The 20,013-nt window shown below is 43.9% G+C and carries 13 protein-coding genes; 7 read left to right on the forward strand and 6 right to left on the reverse strand.

The genetic code is table 11. The features are described 5' to 3' along the window. Positions 1-203 precede the first annotated feature (203 nt). Both DN068_RS19090 and DN068_RS19095 read right to left on the reverse strand, forming a co-directional pair. Positions 204-3,332: an efflux RND transporter permease subunit gene (locus tag DN068_RS19090; RefSeq protein ID WP_111000540.1), complete on the reverse strand. Its 3,129-nt coding sequence runs from the start codon at positions 3,330-3,332 to the stop codon at positions 204-206. A gap of 293 nt (positions 3,333-3,625) precedes the next feature. Beyond that, positions 3,626-4,048, reverse strand: a complete 423-nt coding sequence (locus DN068_RS19095; RefSeq protein WP_123985413.1) for a hypothetical protein — start codon at positions 4,046-4,048, stop codon at positions 3,626-3,628. Between the two features lie 63 nt (positions 4,049-4,111). Between DN068_RS19095 and DN068_RS19100 the strand changes: the two genes are divergently transcribed. From DN068_RS19100 to DN068_RS19115, 4 genes are all read left to right on the forward strand, one after another. Beyond that, on the forward strand, positions 4,112-4,672 hold the full coding sequence (locus DN068_RS19100; RefSeq protein ID WP_207799038.1) for a helix-turn-helix domain-containing protein: 561 nt from the start codon (positions 4,112-4,114) through the stop codon (positions 4,670-4,672). 84 nt (positions 4,673-4,756) lie between these two features. Then, the gene (locus DN068_RS19105) at positions 4,757-5,470 is read left to right on the forward strand and encodes a heavy-metal-associated domain-containing protein (protein WP_111000543.1); all 714 of its coding nucleotides are present in this window, start codon (positions 4,757-4,759) and stop codon (positions 5,468-5,470) included. 9 nt (positions 5,471-5,479) lie between these two features. Continuing rightward, the gene (locus DN068_RS19110; RefSeq protein WP_111000544.1) at positions 5,480-6,838 is read left to right on the forward strand and encodes a hypothetical protein; all 1,359 of its coding nucleotides are present in this window, start codon (positions 5,480-5,482) and stop codon (positions 6,836-6,838) included. 120 nt (positions 6,839-6,958) lie between these two features. Further along, positions 6,959-7,441, forward strand: coding sequence for a T6SS effector amidase Tae4 family protein (locus DN068_RS19115; RefSeq protein WP_165836463.1), 483 nt, complete (start codon positions 6,959-6,961; stop codon positions 7,439-7,441). A 502-nt stretch (positions 7,442-7,943) separates the two neighbouring features. Here the strand turns inward: DN068_RS19115 and DN068_RS19120 are convergent. Beyond that, positions 7,944-8,591 (reverse strand): 4'-phosphopantetheinyl transferase family protein, encoded by a 648-nt coding sequence (locus DN068_RS19120; RefSeq protein WP_111000546.1) that lies wholly within the window; start codon positions 8,589-8,591, stop codon positions 7,944-7,946. A gap of 141 nt (positions 8,592-8,732) precedes the next feature. Here DN068_RS19120 and DN068_RS19125 point away from each other — a divergent pair, with 141 nt between their 5' ends. The 3 genes from DN068_RS19125 to DN068_RS19135 all read left to right on the forward strand — a co-directional run bounded on the left by DN068_RS19125 (position 8,733) and on the right by DN068_RS19135 (position 15,769). Next, positions 8,733-12,677, forward strand: a complete 3,945-nt coding sequence (locus DN068_RS19125; RefSeq protein ID WP_111000547.1) for a Pls/PosA family non-ribosomal peptide synthetase — start codon at positions 8,733-8,735, stop codon at positions 12,675-12,677. 367 nt (positions 12,678-13,044) lie between these two features. Then, entirely contained in the window at positions 13,045-13,764 is a 720-nt protein-coding gene (locus DN068_RS19130; protein WP_111000548.1) for a hypothetical protein, read from the forward strand. 85 nt (positions 13,765-13,849) lie between these two features. Next, positions 13,850-15,769 carry a S9 family peptidase gene (locus DN068_RS19135; protein WP_111000549.1) on the forward strand — a complete coding sequence of 640 codons (1,920 nt, stop codon included), beginning with the start codon at positions 13,850-13,852 and terminating at the stop codon, positions 15,767-15,769. A gap of 243 nt (positions 15,770-16,012) precedes the next feature. Here the strand turns inward: DN068_RS19135 and DN068_RS19140 are convergent, their stop codons facing one another. The 3 genes from DN068_RS19140 to rny form a co-directional block, all read right to left on the reverse strand. Further along, positions 16,013-17,311: an NAD(P)/FAD-dependent oxidoreductase gene (locus DN068_RS19140; RefSeq protein ID WP_111000550.1), complete on the reverse strand. Its 1,299-nt coding sequence runs from the start codon at positions 17,309-17,311 to the stop codon at positions 16,013-16,015. A 325-nt stretch (positions 17,312-17,636) separates the two neighbouring features. Beyond that, entirely contained in the window at positions 17,637-18,020 is a 384-nt protein-coding gene (locus DN068_RS19145; RefSeq protein ID WP_111000551.1) for a VOC family protein, read from the reverse strand. A gap of 361 nt (positions 18,021-18,381) precedes the next feature. Further along, complete coding sequence (gene rny / locus DN068_RS19150; protein ID WP_111000552.1) at positions 18,382-19,956, reverse strand: ribonuclease Y; 1,575 nt, start codon at positions 19,954-19,956, stop codon at positions 18,382-18,384. Between the last annotated feature and the right edge of the window lie 57 nt (positions 19,957-20,013).

Here is a 20,013-nt window from a genome sequence, read left to right on the forward strand (position 1 = left end):
CGCCTTATATACTCCTGAGCTTAAAAAAGAAAATGGTCGGACGACTCAAAGTCGTCCGACCATTTTCTCTTTCATTATTTAAGAATAAGGTGAAATACTCGCGCTAAAACTCCCTTTAGGGATGGGATGTTTGTTGTAAAAAAGGCGCGGTAGAAACCGCGCCACTGTAACTATGAACCTATGAATATTTATTAAGCCGAACGTTATTTGCCTGCTCTTCTCTGTTGTCTTCTGGCATCACGATTGTGAATGATCTTATGTGCCACCGTATAAATAATCGGCAAGATCAGAAGTGTAAGAATCGTAGACGTCACCAGACCTCCGATCACAACAGTAGCGAGCGGCTTCTGTGATTCCGAACCAATACCAGAGCTGAATGCAGCTGGCGACAAACCAATCGCAGCCATCAGGGCCGTCATTACAACCGGTCGTACTCTGGACACCACCCCTTCGTGAATCGCTTTATGCAAAGGCATCTTGGCCTCCAGGTTGTGTCGGAACTGTGTAATCAAAATCACACCATCCTGCACACAAATACCTGCCAGCGCAATGAAACCGATACCCGCAGAAATGCTAAAATTCATTCCACGTAAGTGCAGTGCCAGAATACCGCCGATGAGCGCGAAAGGCACGTCCATCAATACAATTACCGCATCTTTTACATTGCCGAAAGCAACAAATAGCAGGATGAAGATCATCAGCAAACAAACCGGAACTACGGTAGCCAATGTATGTTGCGCACGTTGCTGGTTTTCAAATTCACCATTCCACGCAATGCTATAATCATCTGGCAGCTTCAGTTTCTGTCCAATCACCTTCTGACATTCCATAATGGTACTACCAAGATCGCGATCACGAACGCTGAATTTTACACCGATGTAACGACTATTGTTATCACGGTAGATAAACGCAGGACCTGTAATCTTGCGGATCTCAGCGATATTTTTGAGCGGCACACGCGTACCACTTCCGGTAGGCACCATCAGACTTTCAATCTTGGAATCTTCATCTCTGTATTCTTTCTGATAACGGATACGGATGTCAAAACGTTTTTCATTATCGTACAAAGTAGTAGCGGCTTTACCACCCAGCGCCATCTCAATAATTGAATTGGCATCCGTTACATTCACGCCATAAAGCGCCATTTTTTCCTGATCCAGTTCAATGCGAAACTCAGGCTGGCCTTCTACTTTAAACTCACCGAGGTCAGCTACACCCGGAATTGTTTTGAGAATTTCCTGCGCCTCTTTCGATTTTTGCTCCAGCATTTTTACATCCGGACCAAATATTTTCAGCGCATTTTCCGCCGGAACACCCGCTACAGCTTCTGCTACGTTATCGCTGATTGGCTGCGCAAAGTTGAACACGATGCCCGGATAGGCCATCAATTTCCTATTCATCTGTTCCGACAATTCATCCATCGAAATCTTTCGCTTCCACTCTTTTTTAGGATAGAGATCAACCGCTATCTGCACATTGGCAAAGCCTTTCGGGTCGGTACCATCATTCGTACGACCAATTTGCACCAACACATTTCTCACTTCCGGAAATGATTTCAGCACCTCATACATTTTCCGCGATATCTCGTACGAACTATTCAGCGAAGAATTGATCGGTAATTGAGCAGTAATCCACAAGGCACCTTCATTAAGTTTCGGCAAAAACTCTGTTCCTAAAAACCTTGTGGAGAAAAATGTGAGGGACATTACTGCGAAGGCCACAATCAAACTACCTTTCCAAAAACGCAACGTAAACGCTGCTGCTTTGTCTACTAATCTTTCAAGACCAATAACGATTGGATTATGCTTTTCACGCACATTCTTGCGAAGCAAAATGCTAGACAAAGCGGGCACTAAAGTGAGTGTATAAATTAATGAACCAAGCAACGCAAAACCTAATGTATAAGCCAGCGGCGCAAACATTTTACCTTCTACTTTCTGGAAAGCGAAAATCGGTAACAGACAAGTGATGATGATCAATTTCGAGAAGAAGATTGCCTTTGCTTTTTCAGTGGCAACTGTTTTAAATGCACCGAGTTTAATGAGCTTGTTGTACTTCTCCATACCCATTTCCCGCGACATATGATCCATCGCCACAAAAATCCCTTCCACCATTACCACGGCGCCATCAATGATGATACCAAAGTCTACCGCCCCCATCGATAGCAAGTTTGCCGTCATGCCTTTCAGCTTCAGACAAGTAAACGCAAATAGCAACGCCAGCGGGATAATCATCGCCACAATCAACGTCGTTCGCCATTCCGCCATGAAAAGAAACACCACAACGGTTACGAGAATAATGCCTTCAATCAGGTTGTGGATAACGGTTTCGGTACAGAAATCCATCAGCGTTGTGCGATCATAAAACGGCACAATCCTTACATCTTGCTTCGCTAATTTTTTATTAAGCTGATCTACTTTTTCATGAATGGCGTCCAAGACTTTTCGCTGGTTCTCACCTTTACGCATTACCAGAATACCTTCTACCACATCGTCTTGGTCGTTCCTTGAAACACGTCCCAATCGCGGTTTTCCCGCTTCTTTTACTTCCGCCACATTTTTTACAAGAATCGGAACATCATTCAGATTGGTGATGATAATATTTTTGATCTCATCAATATTGTTCAGCAAACCAATACCGCGCACCACGAAAGCCTGGCCGTTCTTTTCGATCACGTCACCGCCAACATTGATGTTACTTTTGTTCACCGCATTGTACACATCAAGCGCCGTTAAGCCGTACTGCATGAGCATGTCAGGATTTACGCTGATCTCAAATATCTTTTCTTCGCCACCAAAACTATTCACATCGGCGATACCAGATACAGACTTAAACTGCTTGTCCAAAAACCATTCTTGTATCGTCGTAAGATCACGCACAGACTTGGTAGGACTCTTCAGCGTATACCGGTAAATTTCATCAGTTGGTCCATATGGGGGCTCAATTTCTGGTTTCACACCATCGGGAAGATCTGCATTTACGATACGGCTCAGTACTTGCTGGCGACCAAACGCATCCTCTACATTGTCTTCAAAAATGATGCGGATGTATGACAAACCAAATGAGGAAACCGTACGAAGGTTTACTTTTTTCTGTACTGAATTTAATTCCGTTTCTAGCGGGATGGTTATGAATTTTTCTACTTCCTCAGCACTCCTGCCAGGCCATTGTGTAATCACAATAATCTGTGTATTAGTTACATCAGGAAAGGTTTCGATAGGCGTACTGCTATAGCAAAAAATGCCGATTACAGCCATTACAGCGGTAAAAAAGAAAATAAGATATCGATGTCTCAGCGAGAAATAGATAATCTGCTTGATAAACTTGTTCATAAAAACGGATGCTTACCATAACTGTCGCCAGATATGGAACGTGGTTGTTTAATAATGGTTAACTGCATATTGAATATAATAATATTATTCAATACATTAAAATACATGCAGTCAGCAGAAAGAGGGACGAGATTTTATGGAGTGCTGTCTTCAACAATGCTGTGTATCCACATGCATCATCAAAAATGATTTTACACAAAAGAATTGTTGTAAAAATTGTAGCAACAACGGGGACGTGAATAGTCATAACATTTCACTGCCCGGCACATAAAACCGCGGGAACAAAGGGAAATCTAGCAGCTTCTGGGTGGTGGAGCTGCGTCTCTATAAAAGAGATAACGATAAAAGGACGGAATAGCAGGAATCTTTACCGATGCCAGGTCCTGAAAGCTAACTGGGAAATGAAAGCTCAATGAATGCAACGCCACTTTTAAAGATGAATAAGGCGGAGTCTTCATTTTTTTGGAATGGTGGCTGGTGCCGTTAAGACTGGCTTCCTTTCTTTTAGTCTGCCAGTTTACCGATTCATAAGAATGGCTGCTGTTGTGACCAACTGTAAAGGCAGCATGATCTTCTGTATCGATCGGATCAAAGTCAATATTACGATGCGTATTGGAAGACGTAATAAACATATGCGCGAGCACAAGCACGCACAGCAAAGGAATGATATGTTTAATAATTCCGTACACGGACAGATTGACGGCACAAAGTTGCACAACAGATTTAATATTATGTTGTTAAAATTTGTTAACACACTGTAATTTTATATTTAGAACATTATGAAGCTGTACATCAAAAATATGGTTTGCAATCGTTGTGTGATGGTAGTCGAGCAAATACTGAAACGTCTCGATATTCCTTTTCATAACGTGCAACTCGGAGAAGTAGACACTGAAGAAGAACTTGCTGCTGCAAAATTGGAATCACTCGACAATCAATTACACGCAGTTGGTTTTTCCCTGATAGATGACCGGAAACAACGAATGATTGAACAAATCAAAAACCTTGTGGTGAAAATGGTTCATCAGAGCGCAGATCTGCCGCGTCAGAATTTTTCAGATTTTCTATCGACGCAATTGCACTATGACTACACTTATCTCAGCAATCTTTTTTCAGACGTAGAAGGCACCACCATTGAACAATATATTATCCGGCAAAAAATAGAACGTGCAAAGGAATTACTGGTCTACGACGAACTTACATTGAGCGAAATTGCCGACCAGATGGGCTATAGCAGTGTAGCGCATCTGAGCAGCCAGTTTAAAAAAGTAACCGGTCTCACGCCGAGCCATTTCAGACAAATCAGAGAAAACAAACGCAAACCACTCGATGAACTGTAAATGATGTAAAATAATCTGAGGATTGTGTAACAACCGCCGTGGCAGACTAAAATAGCTTTGTGTCATCAACTTAAATGAACTACTATGACACATTCATATCAGATTTCCGGAATGACCTGCAATGGCTGCGTAGCCAAAGTAAAAGATGCTTTGCTCCGTATGCCGGACGTGCTTTCTGCGGATATATCGCTCCCCGATCAGGCTACGATTGAAATGCAGAAACACATCAGTCTGCCGACACTGCAACAAGCTATTGGTGCTAAATACACGATTACAGAGACCGCATCAATGGCACATCATATGGATATGCCAACTGATGATGTAGAAAAATCATGGATAGCCACATACAAACCGTTGCTCATCGTATTCGCCTTCATAACTGGCGTTTCGGCCATCGCTGCTCATGGTCATCCGTTCATGCATTGGATGGGCTATTTTATGGCCGGCTTCTTTCTGGTTTTCTCCTTCTTTAAAATGCTCGATATTTCTGCCTTCGCCGATAGTTACAGTTCGTATGACCTGCTGGCGAAAAAATGGCGCGGTTACGGATTTATCTATCCTTTTATAGAATTGGCTTTGGGCATCGCCTATCTCACCGGTTTTGATCCGTTTATTACCAATATTGCAACGATTGTAGTGATGGGATTCAGCAGTATTGGCGTCATTCAGTCATTGGTCAACAAAAGAAAGATACAATGTGCTTGCCTTGGCGCGGTATTTAACCTGCCTATGAGTACCGTTACGGTGGTTGAAGATTTATTGATGGTGGCAATGGCCGCAATAATGTTGGCACTTTAAAACTTGTTCATGAAAAAGATCATTTCAGTATTTGTTGTTCTGGTGTTTTCGCTGAGTGCTTTTGCCCAAAACCATATGCATCATGGCAGTGATTCCAGCATGCACATGATGCCCGGGATGAATATGGATCACGCCATGCCAATGGATCATTCTAAAATGGAAATGCCTTCAATGAGCAGTGCATTTTCACCCAATTTGCCGATGACGCGAAATGGTAGTGGTACCAGCTGGCTGCCCGATGCTTCTCCCATGTACGCATACATGGTGCACAGTAAAAAATGGATGTTCATGTTTCACGGCGATGTTTTTATTCGCTATAATCATCAGGATATAGGCAGCAAAGGGAGTCGCGGTGGTGAGAAATGGGACGCACCAAACATGCTGATGGCAATGGGACAAAGAAAGGTTGGTAAAAACGGACTCTTCCATTTCAGCGCCATGTTCTCTCTGGATGCAGCTATTGCAGGCGGTAGCGGTTATCCTTTGCTTTTTCAGTCGGGAGAAACCTGGGATGGCAAACCACTCGTAGATCGGCAACATCCACACGATTTATTTTCGGAATTATCGGTAAGTTATGCACATGCATTTTCTAAAAAAGCAGATGCGTTTATCTACGTGGGTTATCCCGGTGAGCCGGCTTTAGGTCCTGTGACTTTTATGCATCGCCCTTCGGGAATGGATAATCCGGATGCGCCAATTGGTCACCATTGGGAAGATGCCACGCACATTACTTTCGGTGTAGCCACTGTAGGATTTCGTTATGGAAAATTCAGAATAGAAGGTTCTTCGTTTACAGGCCGTGAACCGGATGAAAACCGTTATAATTTTGACAAGCCTTTATTTGATTCACGTAGTGCAAGACTATCATTTAATCCAAACAGAGAATGGGCTTTGCAGGTATCGCACGGTTTTATCAAAAGTCCGGAAGCATTACACCCTGATGAAGACGTCTACCGCACCACAGCATCTGCTACCTACAGCCATCAATTTGCTAAAGCCACGTATTTTAATGCTACCGCACTTTGGGGCATGAATAAAATAAAAGAGCACGACGGTGAAAATGCTGCATTGCTGGAAGGTTCTTTGCACATCAATCGCACTGCAGTTTATGGCCGTTATGAATGGGTACAAAAATCAGTAGAGGAATTAAATCTGGATGAAACAGTTTATGGCCACGATGCTTTGTTTCCGGTAAATGTAGCCACACTCGGCGCAGCTTATGATCTCTTTCATATTGGTCCGATACGCATTGCCGGCGGCGGACAAATGTCTATGTATTTCGCAGATTCGAAGCTGGACAATCTCTACGGAAAAAATCCAATTGCAGGTGAAGTATATCTGAGAATTTATCCGGGATTGATGAAATAATCAATTGACAGTTGCTCGTGTTTTCGGCATCACAAGCATTGTTATGAAACGGCATGATAATTGCGATACAAGAACATAAAACAGATCGCAATGTTCTTACCCCATTTTCACACACTAAGAATGCATTATAATACATCGCCAGATCCTGAAGAGGTAAAGCGTAATATTGGAGGCGATCTAGCCGCTGCGTTCTACATAAAAAATACGTGTGTTGTAAGAGTATGTGAAGCATTAAACAAATGTGGCAGCCCAATGCATCATATTCAATTTGGCAAGGGAATGAAAACAAAGAAGGGGGCCGACCATTTAAACTACGGATATCGGGTTCGCGAATTCAGAGAGTATATGAAAGATATTTACCGAGAAGTCCATATAATCAAAGAAAAAGGAGACAAGATCAACAAAAATGATTTTATAAATCGCCAGGGCATTATAGCATTTGGTGTCTCCGGATGGGAAGATGCCACAGGACATTTCTCTTTATGGGACGGACACAACGTATTGTATCAAGGCGGACACGAGTATTTCGGGCTGCCGACGTATAATCCGCTTAACGGTCATATTTATTTGACCGACGTCATGCTTTGGATTTGCGAATTATAAATAGCGCACAAGAAAACATTACCTAGATGCACAATTTCTCATTTTGCATACTTGTACTAATCGCACTGTTGATCACCTCTGCATCAAAAGCTCAGGTGACAGCAGCCGACATTCCATCTGAATCCTGGGTAAGAGGCACACGTAAAATAACCGATGCATGCCTCCGGGTCACTGTTCTTGACGTCTGGAAAGACTCTTGCACAGACTGCACTTCGACTGGTGAGCTATTCATAGTGAGGTGTGCCGTCCGTCGTCGATATTTTAATAAGAAAAGTACAACCATTCCTGATAGCTTCACTTACATGACCATATTGTCACCAGACTTCTATCGACATTCAAAAGATGTAATTGTGTTTTTACATTTCGATAAAACACCTCGAAATACGCAATACGGGAAACAGCGATGGTTCGCAGTAGACGGCAGTCAATTTCTATACTCCCCCAAAACAGAGTCTTATATTTTTAAATAGACAACCGCTCCAGATAATAAGAGGAAATAGAATTACAAATCAGCTTTCAGCAAATCAATCACCGCTATCTCTTCACAACTCACCGTTTCTCGCTCGGTCATAGCCACACAGGCCTGATAGCCGTCAGCGATATACAACTCTGTAAGATGATAAATCTGCCCTTCCGCTTCCACTTCATCCCCACAAACATCCACCCATGAAAGATCTGCGTAAATTCCTTTGCCAATTGCCTTCAACAGAGATTCTTTGCGCGTCCAGAAACGATAAAAATTATTAAGTTCATTGCGCCCGCCCGTGATCTGTTCCCATTCCTGCTGTGTAAAAAAATCTTTAAACTCCTCCACATCCACATCCTGAACTTTTTCGATATCCACGCCTATCCTGCCTTTTTTTGTGGCGGCACAGACCGATATCTCACCGGAATGCGCTATATTAAAGTCAAAATCATTTCCGAAATAAGGCCGGAGGTATTCATCGAAGCGCAAATAGTCCAAAGCCCAGGGAAGAGAATAACCGGACAATATTTGTTGTAACAAAACTTTTCCGCAAGCCGAGCGCTGCTGTTCACCTATATCCTGAAAATTATTCAGGTGCGAACGCAGTTCCGGAGGCAACAATGACAATAGCTGTTTTTGCTGTTTTTTTTCAATCGGTATTTTAGTCCAGTAGCAGAGCGGCATAAAAACAATTTTGAAACGAACAACTCAAAAAGTTTTGACAAAGTCTGTCGAACTTTATAAAACTACAACATAAATGTTGCTGACGTAAAGTTATTTAAGTTATCATTGCGCCTAATAGAGGAAGTATAAGGAAAAAGAAGTATGAATTTTGTCAGTATCGTTAAAGGCCCCAACAGACCGGATCTGATTCGCGAAGAAACACTAGCGGAAATGTTCCGTCAAACGGCTGCTGCCCACCCTCAAAATATCGCTTTGATATTTGGGAAGCAGTCGCTTACCTATGCCCAGCTTGACCAGTGGAGCGATGCCGTTGCCGTTTACCTGCATGAAAAAGGAATAGGCCGCGGAGCGAAAATTGGTTTCTGGTGGCCACGCAGTATCGAATTGCATGTTGCCATTCTCGGTACCATCAAAGCCGGCGCCTCCTATGTGCCGCTCGATCGCGAAATGCCTGCGGAACGTGTGGAAATTGTGATGGAAGAAGTAAAAGCCGATGCATGCTTCAGCCAGGACCCGCTCAATGTGCACTGCCCTTTACTGACTGTTCCGCCAAGCCCCGCGGCTGACACAAAATTCGAAATTACCGAAGGCCCACTTCCTGAAAACTACGCATACATCTTATACACTTCGGGCAGTACCGGCAAACCAAAAGGTATTCCGATCAATCACCGCCAGATCTGCCATCTGGTGCGTGCCGAAGAAAGTATTTTCAACATTCAGCCTGCCGATAAAGTATATCAGGGTTTCTCCGTATCATTTGATATGTGGTGCGAGGAAACATGGGTAAGCTACCTCGTGGGCGCTACGCTTTGGGTTGCAGATGCTACCACTGCCAAATCTATCGACGAGCTCGACAGTGTACTGCGCGATAATAAGATTACTATTCTCCATGCTGTGCCAAGTTTATTGGCGGTAATGGATGACAATATTCCTTCGTTGCGATTAATCAACGCCGGAGGCGAAGCTTGTACCAGACAAGTGCTGGATCGCTGGGCCACGCCACAGCGGGAATTTTTCAACAGCTACGGTCCAACTGAAACAACGGTAAGCGCAACGATGGCAAAACTCAAACCGGGCGATGTCATAACGATCGGCCAGCCGTTGCCAAACTACAACCTCGCTGTTGTCGATGAACATTTTGCACCATTGCCTTTTGGCGAGCGCGGCGAACTCATCATTACCGGACCAGGCGTTTCTGACGGATACGTAAATCTGCCTCAACTCACTGCTGAAAAATTCGTCAACAAACCGGAAACACTACACGAATTACCTGGCGACCGTTTATACCGCACTGGTGATGCCGCTGTGATTACCCCGGATGGAGCTGTTGACTTTCAGGGCCGTATCGATGATCAGATCAAACTGCGTGGTTATCGCATTGAGCTCGGCGAAATTGAAACAAGACTGAGTCATTTGCCAAACGTTGCTGCCGCCGCAGTTGCCGTAAAGAAAGACGCGAATGACCAGGATCAGCTAGTCGGCTATGTGGTTCCCGAAGATGAAGTGAATTTCAGCGAAAGCGAACTACGTCTGGAGCTGGCTAAATTCCTGCCGCCATATATGGTTCCCGGCACCATCGTGTCATTGAAAGAAATGCCACGTATGCCAAGCGGAAAGATCAGCCGCAAAGCATTACCAGTACCGGAATCATTTGCATTCAAAGCAGATACCGATACTGGCTCCATAGATAATACGGCTCCGATGCCGGCGCGGGTATTGCAGGTGTTACACAAAATGTTCCCAGGTAGGGAAATTGATCTCCAACAGGATTTCTTCACAGATCTAGGGGGGCACTCATTGTTGGCTGCTGCACTGGTTTCCCGTTTACGACGTGATGCAGGTGTACCACAGGCTTCGTTAAAAGATGTGTATTTGCATCGTCCGTTGGCCGTATTAGCTGCCAATTGGGAAGTGAAAGCGACGCAAACCGAAAAGAAAGAAAAAGCAGCATTCAACAGCGTACCTACCTATCGTTTTTTGCTTTGCTGGCTCGCGCAAACGGTTTCATTATTATTTTTCTTCGGCCTTTTCGCCGTGCAGATATTTATACCATACCTCGGCTATTATTATATAGCGGAAGATGATCCGAACAAACTAGGAACAGCCATTTTTACGGCGTTGTCCATGTTCTGTATTATACCACCGTTTTTCTCTGCATTAAGCATCATTATAAAATGGCTGGTAATCGGGAAATTCAAAGAAGGCGATTACCCGCTCTGGGGCAGTTATTATTTCCGCTGGTGGTTTGTGAAAACCATGCAGCGTCTGCTGCCTTCTCAATTCCTGAATGGCACGCCGCTTTTTCCTACTTACCTCCGTCTGCTTGGTGTGAAAGTTGCGAAGGACGCACAACTGAGTAATATGACTATTGGCGCAGAAGATCTGGTAACGATTGACAGCGATGCAAGCCTTAGTTCGCAGACGGTAATTAATAATGCCTGGGTAGAAGACGGTTTGCTTAAAATCCGTTCCACATATATTGGCGCACACGCCTACATTGGCAGTAGCGCGGTGATTGCAGGTGATGCACGTGTAGAAGACTGGGGTGAATTGCAAGATTTGAGTTATTTGCCAGCCGGTAAAGTCATCGGCGAAGCGGAAGTATGGCAGGGAAGTCCGGCGCAACTGAAAGAGAAAAAGTCGGTGGCTGATCTCCCGCAACCTTTGCAAGTTTCAGCATTTACACGAGGCAAGTACAGCATGTTTTTCCTGCTTACTTTGCTGGTATTCCCATTCGTGGTTTTATTACCGTTGTTGCCTACGGTCCTTATCATTCACCACATGGATGAAGCGGCGCCAGCGTACAACTTTAATTACTTCAGTGTAATGCCGGCATTGGCATTGGCCTACATCATTCTGTTCGCTTTCGTAACCATTTTCCTGACACGCTTTTTACAAGCGGGCATCAGACCCGGAAAATATCCGATCTATAGCTTGTTTTACTTACGGAAATGGTTTGCCGACCAGTTGATGTCGCTATCATTAATTGTACTCCACCCGATTTACGCAACGCTGTTTGTCAGTAATTTCTTCCGTGCACTCGGTGCCAAAATTGGTAAAAACACAGAGATATCCACTGCAAGTAGCGTAACACACCCGTTGCTGAAAATCGGTCATGATGCTTTCGTGGCTGATGCCGTCACATTAGGAGAAGCCGATGTGCGCGGTCAGCAATTAATTCTGAGCAATACCATTATCGAGGATACCAGCTTTGTGGGTAACAGTGCCTTAATTCCGCAAGGTTATCATCTCGGTTCCAATATGCTGATTGGCGTACTTTCTACGCCGCCAAGTCAGGAACAACTCAACGAAAACGCCGCTCATGATTGGTTTGGTTCGCCGGCCATAGCATTGCCACGTCGTCAGCAAAGTAATCCGTTCCCGGAAGAACTTACTTCCAGACCCTCGCCTATGCGCAGATTTGCTCGTGGCGTGGTGGAGTTTATCCGTATTATTCTTCCGGAAACAGCAATTCTCTGTTGCAGTATCCTGTTCATCGCATACACACATGATCTGGTAACACAAAAACCTTTGTGGCAAATCCTGCTCAATTTCCCGCTGTATTACCTATTCTTCATGGGTATTCCGGCATTCGCCATTACCATGGCTTTAAAATGGTTATTTGTAGGTAAATACAAACCGCAACAAAAACCGATGTGGACCTGGAAAGTTTGGCGCAGTGAGGCTATCACTTCTACTTACGAAGCTCTGTCAGTACCGTTCTTGCTCGATTACTTGCGCGGCACGCCATGGTTGCCGATTTTCCTTCGCTTCCTTGGCGTTAAAATCGGCCGCAGGGTTTGGATGAACTCTACCGATATCACCGAATACGACATGGTCTCTATTGGCGACGATAGTGCCTTAAATGAAGACTGCGGACCGCAAACGCACTTATTCGAAGACCGCGTCATGAAAGTTGGTCCGGTGAAAATTGGTGAACGTTGCAGCGTAGGCGCACGTACCATCATTCTCTACGATAGCGAAATCGGCAACGACGTAAAACTCGAAGCACTTTCACTCGTGATGAAAGGTGAAAACCTTTCGCCGTCCACAAACTGGATTGGCAGCCCGGTACAACCGAATTAAAGCAATGGTTAATGGTCAATGGTGAATAGTGGTCAAAGGTGAAACGTCAAACGTCAAATGCTGTAGAGACGTTGCATGCAGCGTCTCCAGATAACACGAGGCCGTAGTGCCGCCGCGAGAAAAAAACTTACCCTCTTGCGAAAAACTCACGCACGTTGGAAGTTCTCCTCCTTTGAAGGAGTTAGAGGAGGCTTCAAGTTTTAAGTTTTAGGCAACACCCATCCTACCGTAGTGTCGCCGTGAGAAAAAATGCTGCTTTGCTCCTTATGTAGCTTTGCGGAAAATCCACTCGTGTTTGGAAAAACGTTAGGCTTTTAGCTTTGTGTATTTCCCCCATTTTTCGTAAATTAGTAGAAATTAAACGCATATGAACCTGAGTGAAACCTGGTTTATAGAAGGGGATATCGATTTCGAGCTGCAGAAATATAAACTACTCGCCTACTTACAGGAAGTTCAGACTTATTTCAACGAAACGAAGCTCTATCCGAAGCTTTCCGATCTCATTTTCCATTACAACAACCTTACTTCTTTCCGCAAGAATAAGAAGCTGTTGCAGGACCATTTTCCTAAACGTATTGACGAAGTAAATGCCGAAAAACTAGAACTGGTGTATCAGCAGATGCTCGCCGATAGCGAATTGATGCAGGAACTGGAAAATATTATTGCCTTCGCTATCGCCAATATCCGACCGATCATTGAAGACGGAACAGGCATCTATGAATTTGTAGAAAAGCAACTGCATATTGAACCCGTTGGCATTTTACCGCTGTACAAAAACGAAGGCTATGTATTGCTGCGTTACGGCAGCGTACAGGAAGTGCGCGTCTATTCTTACACCATTACCCTTTACGAGCACAAAGACGCGCGTTACAGAGGTATAAAAATGGATCTCATCAGCAGTATCGACGGCGGCGTTATCTACACCTCCGAAATGATCAAACGCGAGATTATCCGTAATAATCCACAGATGCCTAATCCGGCTGTTTATAGTATCGATACAGAATATAGCTTCCCGCTGGATGAAACTTTATTACCTATTGCTAAACGTCTTTTAGTACAATACATAGGCCGGGAAAAGGCGGCATAAAAAGGGGTATTTTCACTTATTACTCCCTGCAAATCAATTTTCTTCGGCGGTTTTATATACATTTATCATAATACAATATGTAATTATGAATAAACTTATGCTGCTAATTTCGGCAGGGATATTGTTTACATACAGCAGTTGTAAACAACCCGAAGCCAAAGAAACCCCTGCGCCGCACATCGACATGAAGTTATTCTTCAAAAATCCGGCTAAAGCAGGCTTCCGTATTTCCCCCGACGGACAATATTTTTCCTACCGTGCCGACTACAAAGGCAAAACCAACATTTACGTTCAAAAAACAACCGACACAACGCCAGTACGCGTTACTAACGACACATTGCGCAGCATCTCCTCCTATTTCTGGAAAGGTGATCGCATCGTATATGCCCAGGATATTGGCGGCGATGAAAACTTCCAGGTCTTTTCGGTAAAACCGGATGGATCAGACATGAAAGCGCTGACGCCATTCCCTGGTTTCCGTTCGGACGTGTATGACGATTTCCGTTTTATTCCCGGAAAGGAAAAATTAATGCTGGTCGGTATTAATAAACGTAACAAAGAATATTTTGATCCTTATTTGCTGAATATCGAAACCGGCGAACTGACGCTGCTTTACGACAACAAACAAAACTTCGACAGCTGGTATCCGGACAATACAGGTATGCTTCGGATGGCTACCAAAACAGATGGCGTCAACATTACTTATCTATATAGAAATACCGACAAAGACAGTTTTCAGACCCTATTGACCACCAATTTTAAAGAAGGGTTTTATCCACAGGCTTTCGATGCTGAAAATAAAACCATCTATGTGATGAGCAATCTGGGCCGTGATAAACTGACTTTAGTACGCTATGATCCGGTGGCCAAAAAAGAAGTAGAAGAATTGTTTAAAAATAACGATTACGATCTGCAAGGCATCGACTATGACCGCAAAACCAATAAGCTGATCAGCGTGAGCTGGGAAGGCGAAAAAACGGAAGAACATTATTTCGACAAAGATCGTGGCGACCGCATCGCTGAGCTGAAAAAAAAGTTTCCGGGTTTTGATGTGATGCTCACTACCTACGACGACAATATGACCAAAGGCATCGTCTGGACAGGAAATGATGTAACACCGGCAAAATATTATCTCTACGATTTTGCCACACGCGATGCAAAGGAAGTTGCAAATGCCTATCCATGGCTTAATGCAGAAGACCTTGCACCAATGAAACCAATTCAGTACAAAACCAGAGATGGCCTAACCGTACACGCTTACCTTACATTACCGAAAGGTGTTGCTGCTAAAAATCTGCCAGTGGTCATTAACCCACATGGCGGTCCTTGGGCCAGAGATGGTTGGGGGTACGATCCCGAAGTACAGTTCCTGGCCAACAGAGGTTATGCTGTCTTACAAATGAACTATCGCGGTAGTACAGGTTATGGAAAACAATTCTGGGAATCTTCATTCAAACAATGGGGCAAAAAAATGCAGGATGATATCACCGATGGTGTTGAATACCTAAAAAAAGAAGGCATCGCGGATCCTAAGCGTATTGCCATTTACGGCGGCAGTTACGGAGGTTACGCAACGTTGGCGGGTGTTACATTCACTCCCGATCTATACGCCTGTGCCGTGGATTATGTAGGCGTGAGCAATCTGTTTACGTTTATGAAAACAATTCCACCATACTGGAAACCTTACCTCGATCAGTTTTATGAAATGGTAGGCTCGCCAACTAAAGACAGTCTATTGCTGGCCGAAGCTTCGCCGGTTTTGCATGTCGATAAAATAAAAACGCCGTTGTTTATTGCCCAGGGCGCTAATGATCCGCGCGTGAATAAAGCTGAAAGCGATCAGATGGTTGCTGCGCTGAAAGCACGTGGCGTTGATGTACAGTACATGGTAAAAAACAACGAAGGGCATGGCTTTCACAATGAAGACAATCGTTTCGATTTTTATGGCGCTATGGAACAATTCCTGGCAAAATATCTGAAACCGCAAGCGGTAGCTGAGAAATAATATTGTGAACGGTGAATTGTCAGTTGTGAGTTTTCACTTATTATTATAACAAAACGGTCAGACACTTTAATTGTCTGACCGTCTTTTTTTGGCGAGTGTTCTTTCCACAATACAGTAGGGACTCAGATGTCTATGAGTTCTGCCGGATTACATCAGGGCATTACAGGTCTGATGCAATCAGATTGAATTATTCAGACACGAGTGATCCTATGGAACACTCGCACCAGACTTTTGACTTTTGACTTAAGCATCCGCCGGCAATTCCTTATATTCCTTCGCCAATTCCACTTCCTTCTTCGTCGGTAATAAAATCAATCGCAGCGTGGTATCATTCGTGAAATAACTGATCGCCCAATTGATAAAAATGATGAGTCTGTTTTTCACACTTACAATCAGCATCAGGTGCAGAAACATCCAGGTCAACCACGCAAACACACCCTGAAAACTAACCCAGGGTAAATCAACTACAGCTTTACGTTTACCCACAGTCGCCATTGTACCGGGATTCTTATAAGTAAACGGCTCCATCTTTTTATCGTGCAAAAGATGCTTCAGATTGCCCGCTAAATGTGCAGCTTGTTTGATCGCAACATTCGCCAGTTGCGGATGTCCTTTCGGCCAATCTTTCGTTTCCATATACGCAATGTCACCAATAGCAAAAACATTCTTCAAACCATCTACCTGACTCATTTCATCCACCTTCAGGCGGTTGCCACGCACCACAGGTTCTTTCGGAATTCCGGGCGGAACATTTCCGGAAACACCCGCAGCCCAAATGAGATTATGCGTATCAATCGTCCTCCCATCCTGCATTTCCACTTTCCTGCCATCATAGTCTTTTACCAACGCATTCGTCCATACTTGTACACCCAGCTTTTCCAGATACTCCTGTGATTTTTTCTGAGACGCTTCACTCATCGCAAGCAACGTATGCGGACTACCTTCCACCAGATAAATCGTAAGCTTTGAAAAATCCATATCCGGATAATCCTTTGGCAATACATTCTTTTTCATTTCCGCCAACGCACCTGCAAGCTCTACGCCTGTTGGGCCACCACCCGCCACCACTATATTCATGATACGTTTGGTTTCTTCTTCATCGGCATTTAATGCTTCTTCAAAATTGAGCAGAATACGATTACGCAACGCAATCGCTTCGGTACTCGACTTCATCGGAAACGCATATTTTTCAAGGTTTTTATTCCCGAAAAAATTAGAGGTACATCCTGTTGCAATGACGAGATAATCATAGGGAAAATAACCCGCCACATCCGTGTAAACCACCTGATTATTGGTATTAATATTGGTCACTTTACCAATACGGATGTGTACGTTTTCTTTCTTCTGAAAAACCTTACGAAGCGGAAAAGAAATGGAACTTGGTTCAAGCCTGGCGGTAGCTACCTGATAGAAAAGCGGCTGAAACTGGTGGAAATTATACTGGTCAATCAAGGTGATTTCATACTCACTGTTCTTGATTCTGCGGGCTAGTTGTAACCCCGCAAATCCCGCACCCAAAATGACGATACGACGTTTGTCCATGGGTATTAATTATTTGGTTAAGCAAAATTACAGCGGCCCAGAGGTCTTGTCAAACAGGCTTTATCTAAGGCTGCGTAAACATTCTCTATAATAGCAAGACAACAAGATCATACCAGCAAAATTATCCGATAACAGAACTGCTCCCGATTTACAGGAGCAGTTTTTAAATAATTATTTAGTCAGTGCCTTTGCTACTATTAAACTTCGTTGCGTCGCTCCGTTCATCAACATTGCTACTATAGAGCATCCCTCTACAGGCCCCTTACTGGCGCGAGTGTTCCGAAGGGCACTCGTGCAGTCTCCCGACTGCTACTAAGACAACTTCCTATGAAGACGCATGCAATCCCATCTTATTACCCTCAGTATCTGTAAAGAAAGCCATGTAGCCCACTTGCTCATTGATCAATGTTTTCGGCATCACAACTTTGCCGCCTGCGCTTTCTACACGATCCACCACCTTCTGAATATCCGGATTCGCGTTCAGATAAACCAACGCACCATCCATCGAAGGTTTGTGCATATCGCTTTTCACCAACGCGCCAGACACTTTACCATTGCCATCCTCAAAAGGAAGAAACCCCATTTCCATACCCATCATGTTGTCAACAGCAATGTTGATGTCAAAAACTTTATCATAAAAGTTCTTCGCTCTTTGCATATCGGTTACTGGTATTTCAAACCAGTTTAAAGCATTTGCATCTTTATTCATGACGAAATATTTTAATTCAAAATTATCATTAAAGGAGGGCTTCTGGAGTTAATTTTAAAACAATTCAGGAATGAGTTTTGAACGGTGAATGATCAACCATTGAACCTGCGAGTGTTTAATAACATGTCTCCTCGACGCAGGGGAGGTCCCGCAAAATGTGTACCTTGAATAACCCGCATCTCTTTACGTTCCTAAGTTTAATGGTCAAACGACTTGGAGTCGTCCGACCAATAAAAGCGCCGTGCCTTTATACCTCCGCGAGAACCGCACTAGGAGTTCTCCTCCTCCGAAGGAGCTGGAGGAAGCCAAAAAAACGGCGACCATCTGGCCGCCGTTCTCAAAATATAATGTGTGTAGTAAATTATCGTGCAATATTTACCGCGCGTAGTTCACGGATTACAGTCACTTTAATCTGACCCGGATACTGCATTTCCTTCTGGATTTTATCTGCAATTTCAAATGACAAACGATCACTATCTGCATCAGTTACTTTGTCAGCTTCTACAATCACACGCAGTTCACGGCCCGCCTGAATCGCATACGCTTTTTCAACGCCATTGTAAGCCATTGCCAAACCTTCGAGATCCTTGATACGTTGCAGGTAGCTTTGCATCATTTCGCGACGCGCACCCGGACGTGCACCGCTAATTGCATCACAAGCCTGAACGATCGGAGAAATGATATAAGTCATTTCCATTTCATCGTGGTGTGCACCGATCGCATTCACGATCGCAGCATGTTCACCAGCTTTCTCCGCCAGTTTAGCACCCAGCAATGCGTGGCTCAGTTCAGTTTCCTCATCAGGCACTTTACCAATATCGTGGAGTAAACCAGCGCGTTTTGCAAGCTTCACCACTTTCTGACCAAGACCCAGTTCAGCAGCCATGATACCACAAAGGTTCGCGGTTTCTTTAGAGTGCATCAACAGGTTTTGACCATAAGAAGAACGGAAACGCATTTTACCCACCATACGCACCAGATCTTTGTGCAAACCGTGAATACCAAGTTCAATGATGGTACGTTCACCGATTTCCATCACCTGCTCTTCCATTTGTTTCTTGGTTTTTTCAACCACTTCCTCAATACGTGCCGGGTGAATACGACCATCCTGAACGAGGCGCTGCAGCGACAAACGCGCTACTTCACGACGAAGTGGATCAAAACAGCTCAGTACAATTGCTTCAGGAGTATCGTCAATAATCAGATCAACACCGGTTGCTGCTTCCAGCGCACGGATATTACGGCCTTCACGACCAATGATCTGACCTTTGATTTCATCGCTTTCCAGATTGAAAACAGTAATCGCATTTTCAATAGTTTGTTCTGCGGCAGTACGTTGAATAGTCTGGATAACGATCTTTTTCGCTTCTTTTGACGCATTCAGCTTAGCTTCTTCCATGATCTCTTTCACATGGGCCATAGCGCGGGTGCGTGCTTCTTCTTTCACCACTTCTACCAGCTCTGCTTTTGCTTCTTCAGCGCTCAGACCTGATACTTTTTCAAGACGTTTGATGTGTTCTTCCTGGTGTTTTTCCAGTTCAGTACGTTTAATAGCAACTACTTCGAGTTGTTTATCCAGGTTTTCCTTCAGTTGATCATATTCCTGGATTTGTTTCTGAAGGTTCGCATTTTTGTCGTTGAGGCTCTGTTGCTGTTGCTTGGTACGATTTTCAAGCTCTACCACTTTCTGATTGCGCTGCATGATCTCTTTCTCGTTCTCAGATTTCAGCTGCAGAAAATGTTCTTTTGCTTCCAGTATTTTCTTTTCTTTTAAAGTTTCACCATGCACCTTAGCATCTTCTATAATCTTCTTGCTCTGCTGGTTAGCCTCATCGATTTGTATTTGTGTATTTTTTGCAAAAATGAATTTCCCCAGAAAAATACCTATTAAGATAGCCACTACCGCGACGACAGCAGCAATAATTGTTGATCCCATAATTTTTTTTAATGTTTAACCAATAATGAATCTGTTTAGTCCGTTTAAAAGCCAACT

The sequence above is a fragment of the Taibaiella soli genome (genome assembly GCF_003236175.1).
In the GTDB taxonomy this organism is placed as follows: domain Bacteria; phylum Bacteroidota; class Bacteroidia; order Chitinophagales; family Chitinophagaceae; genus QKTW01.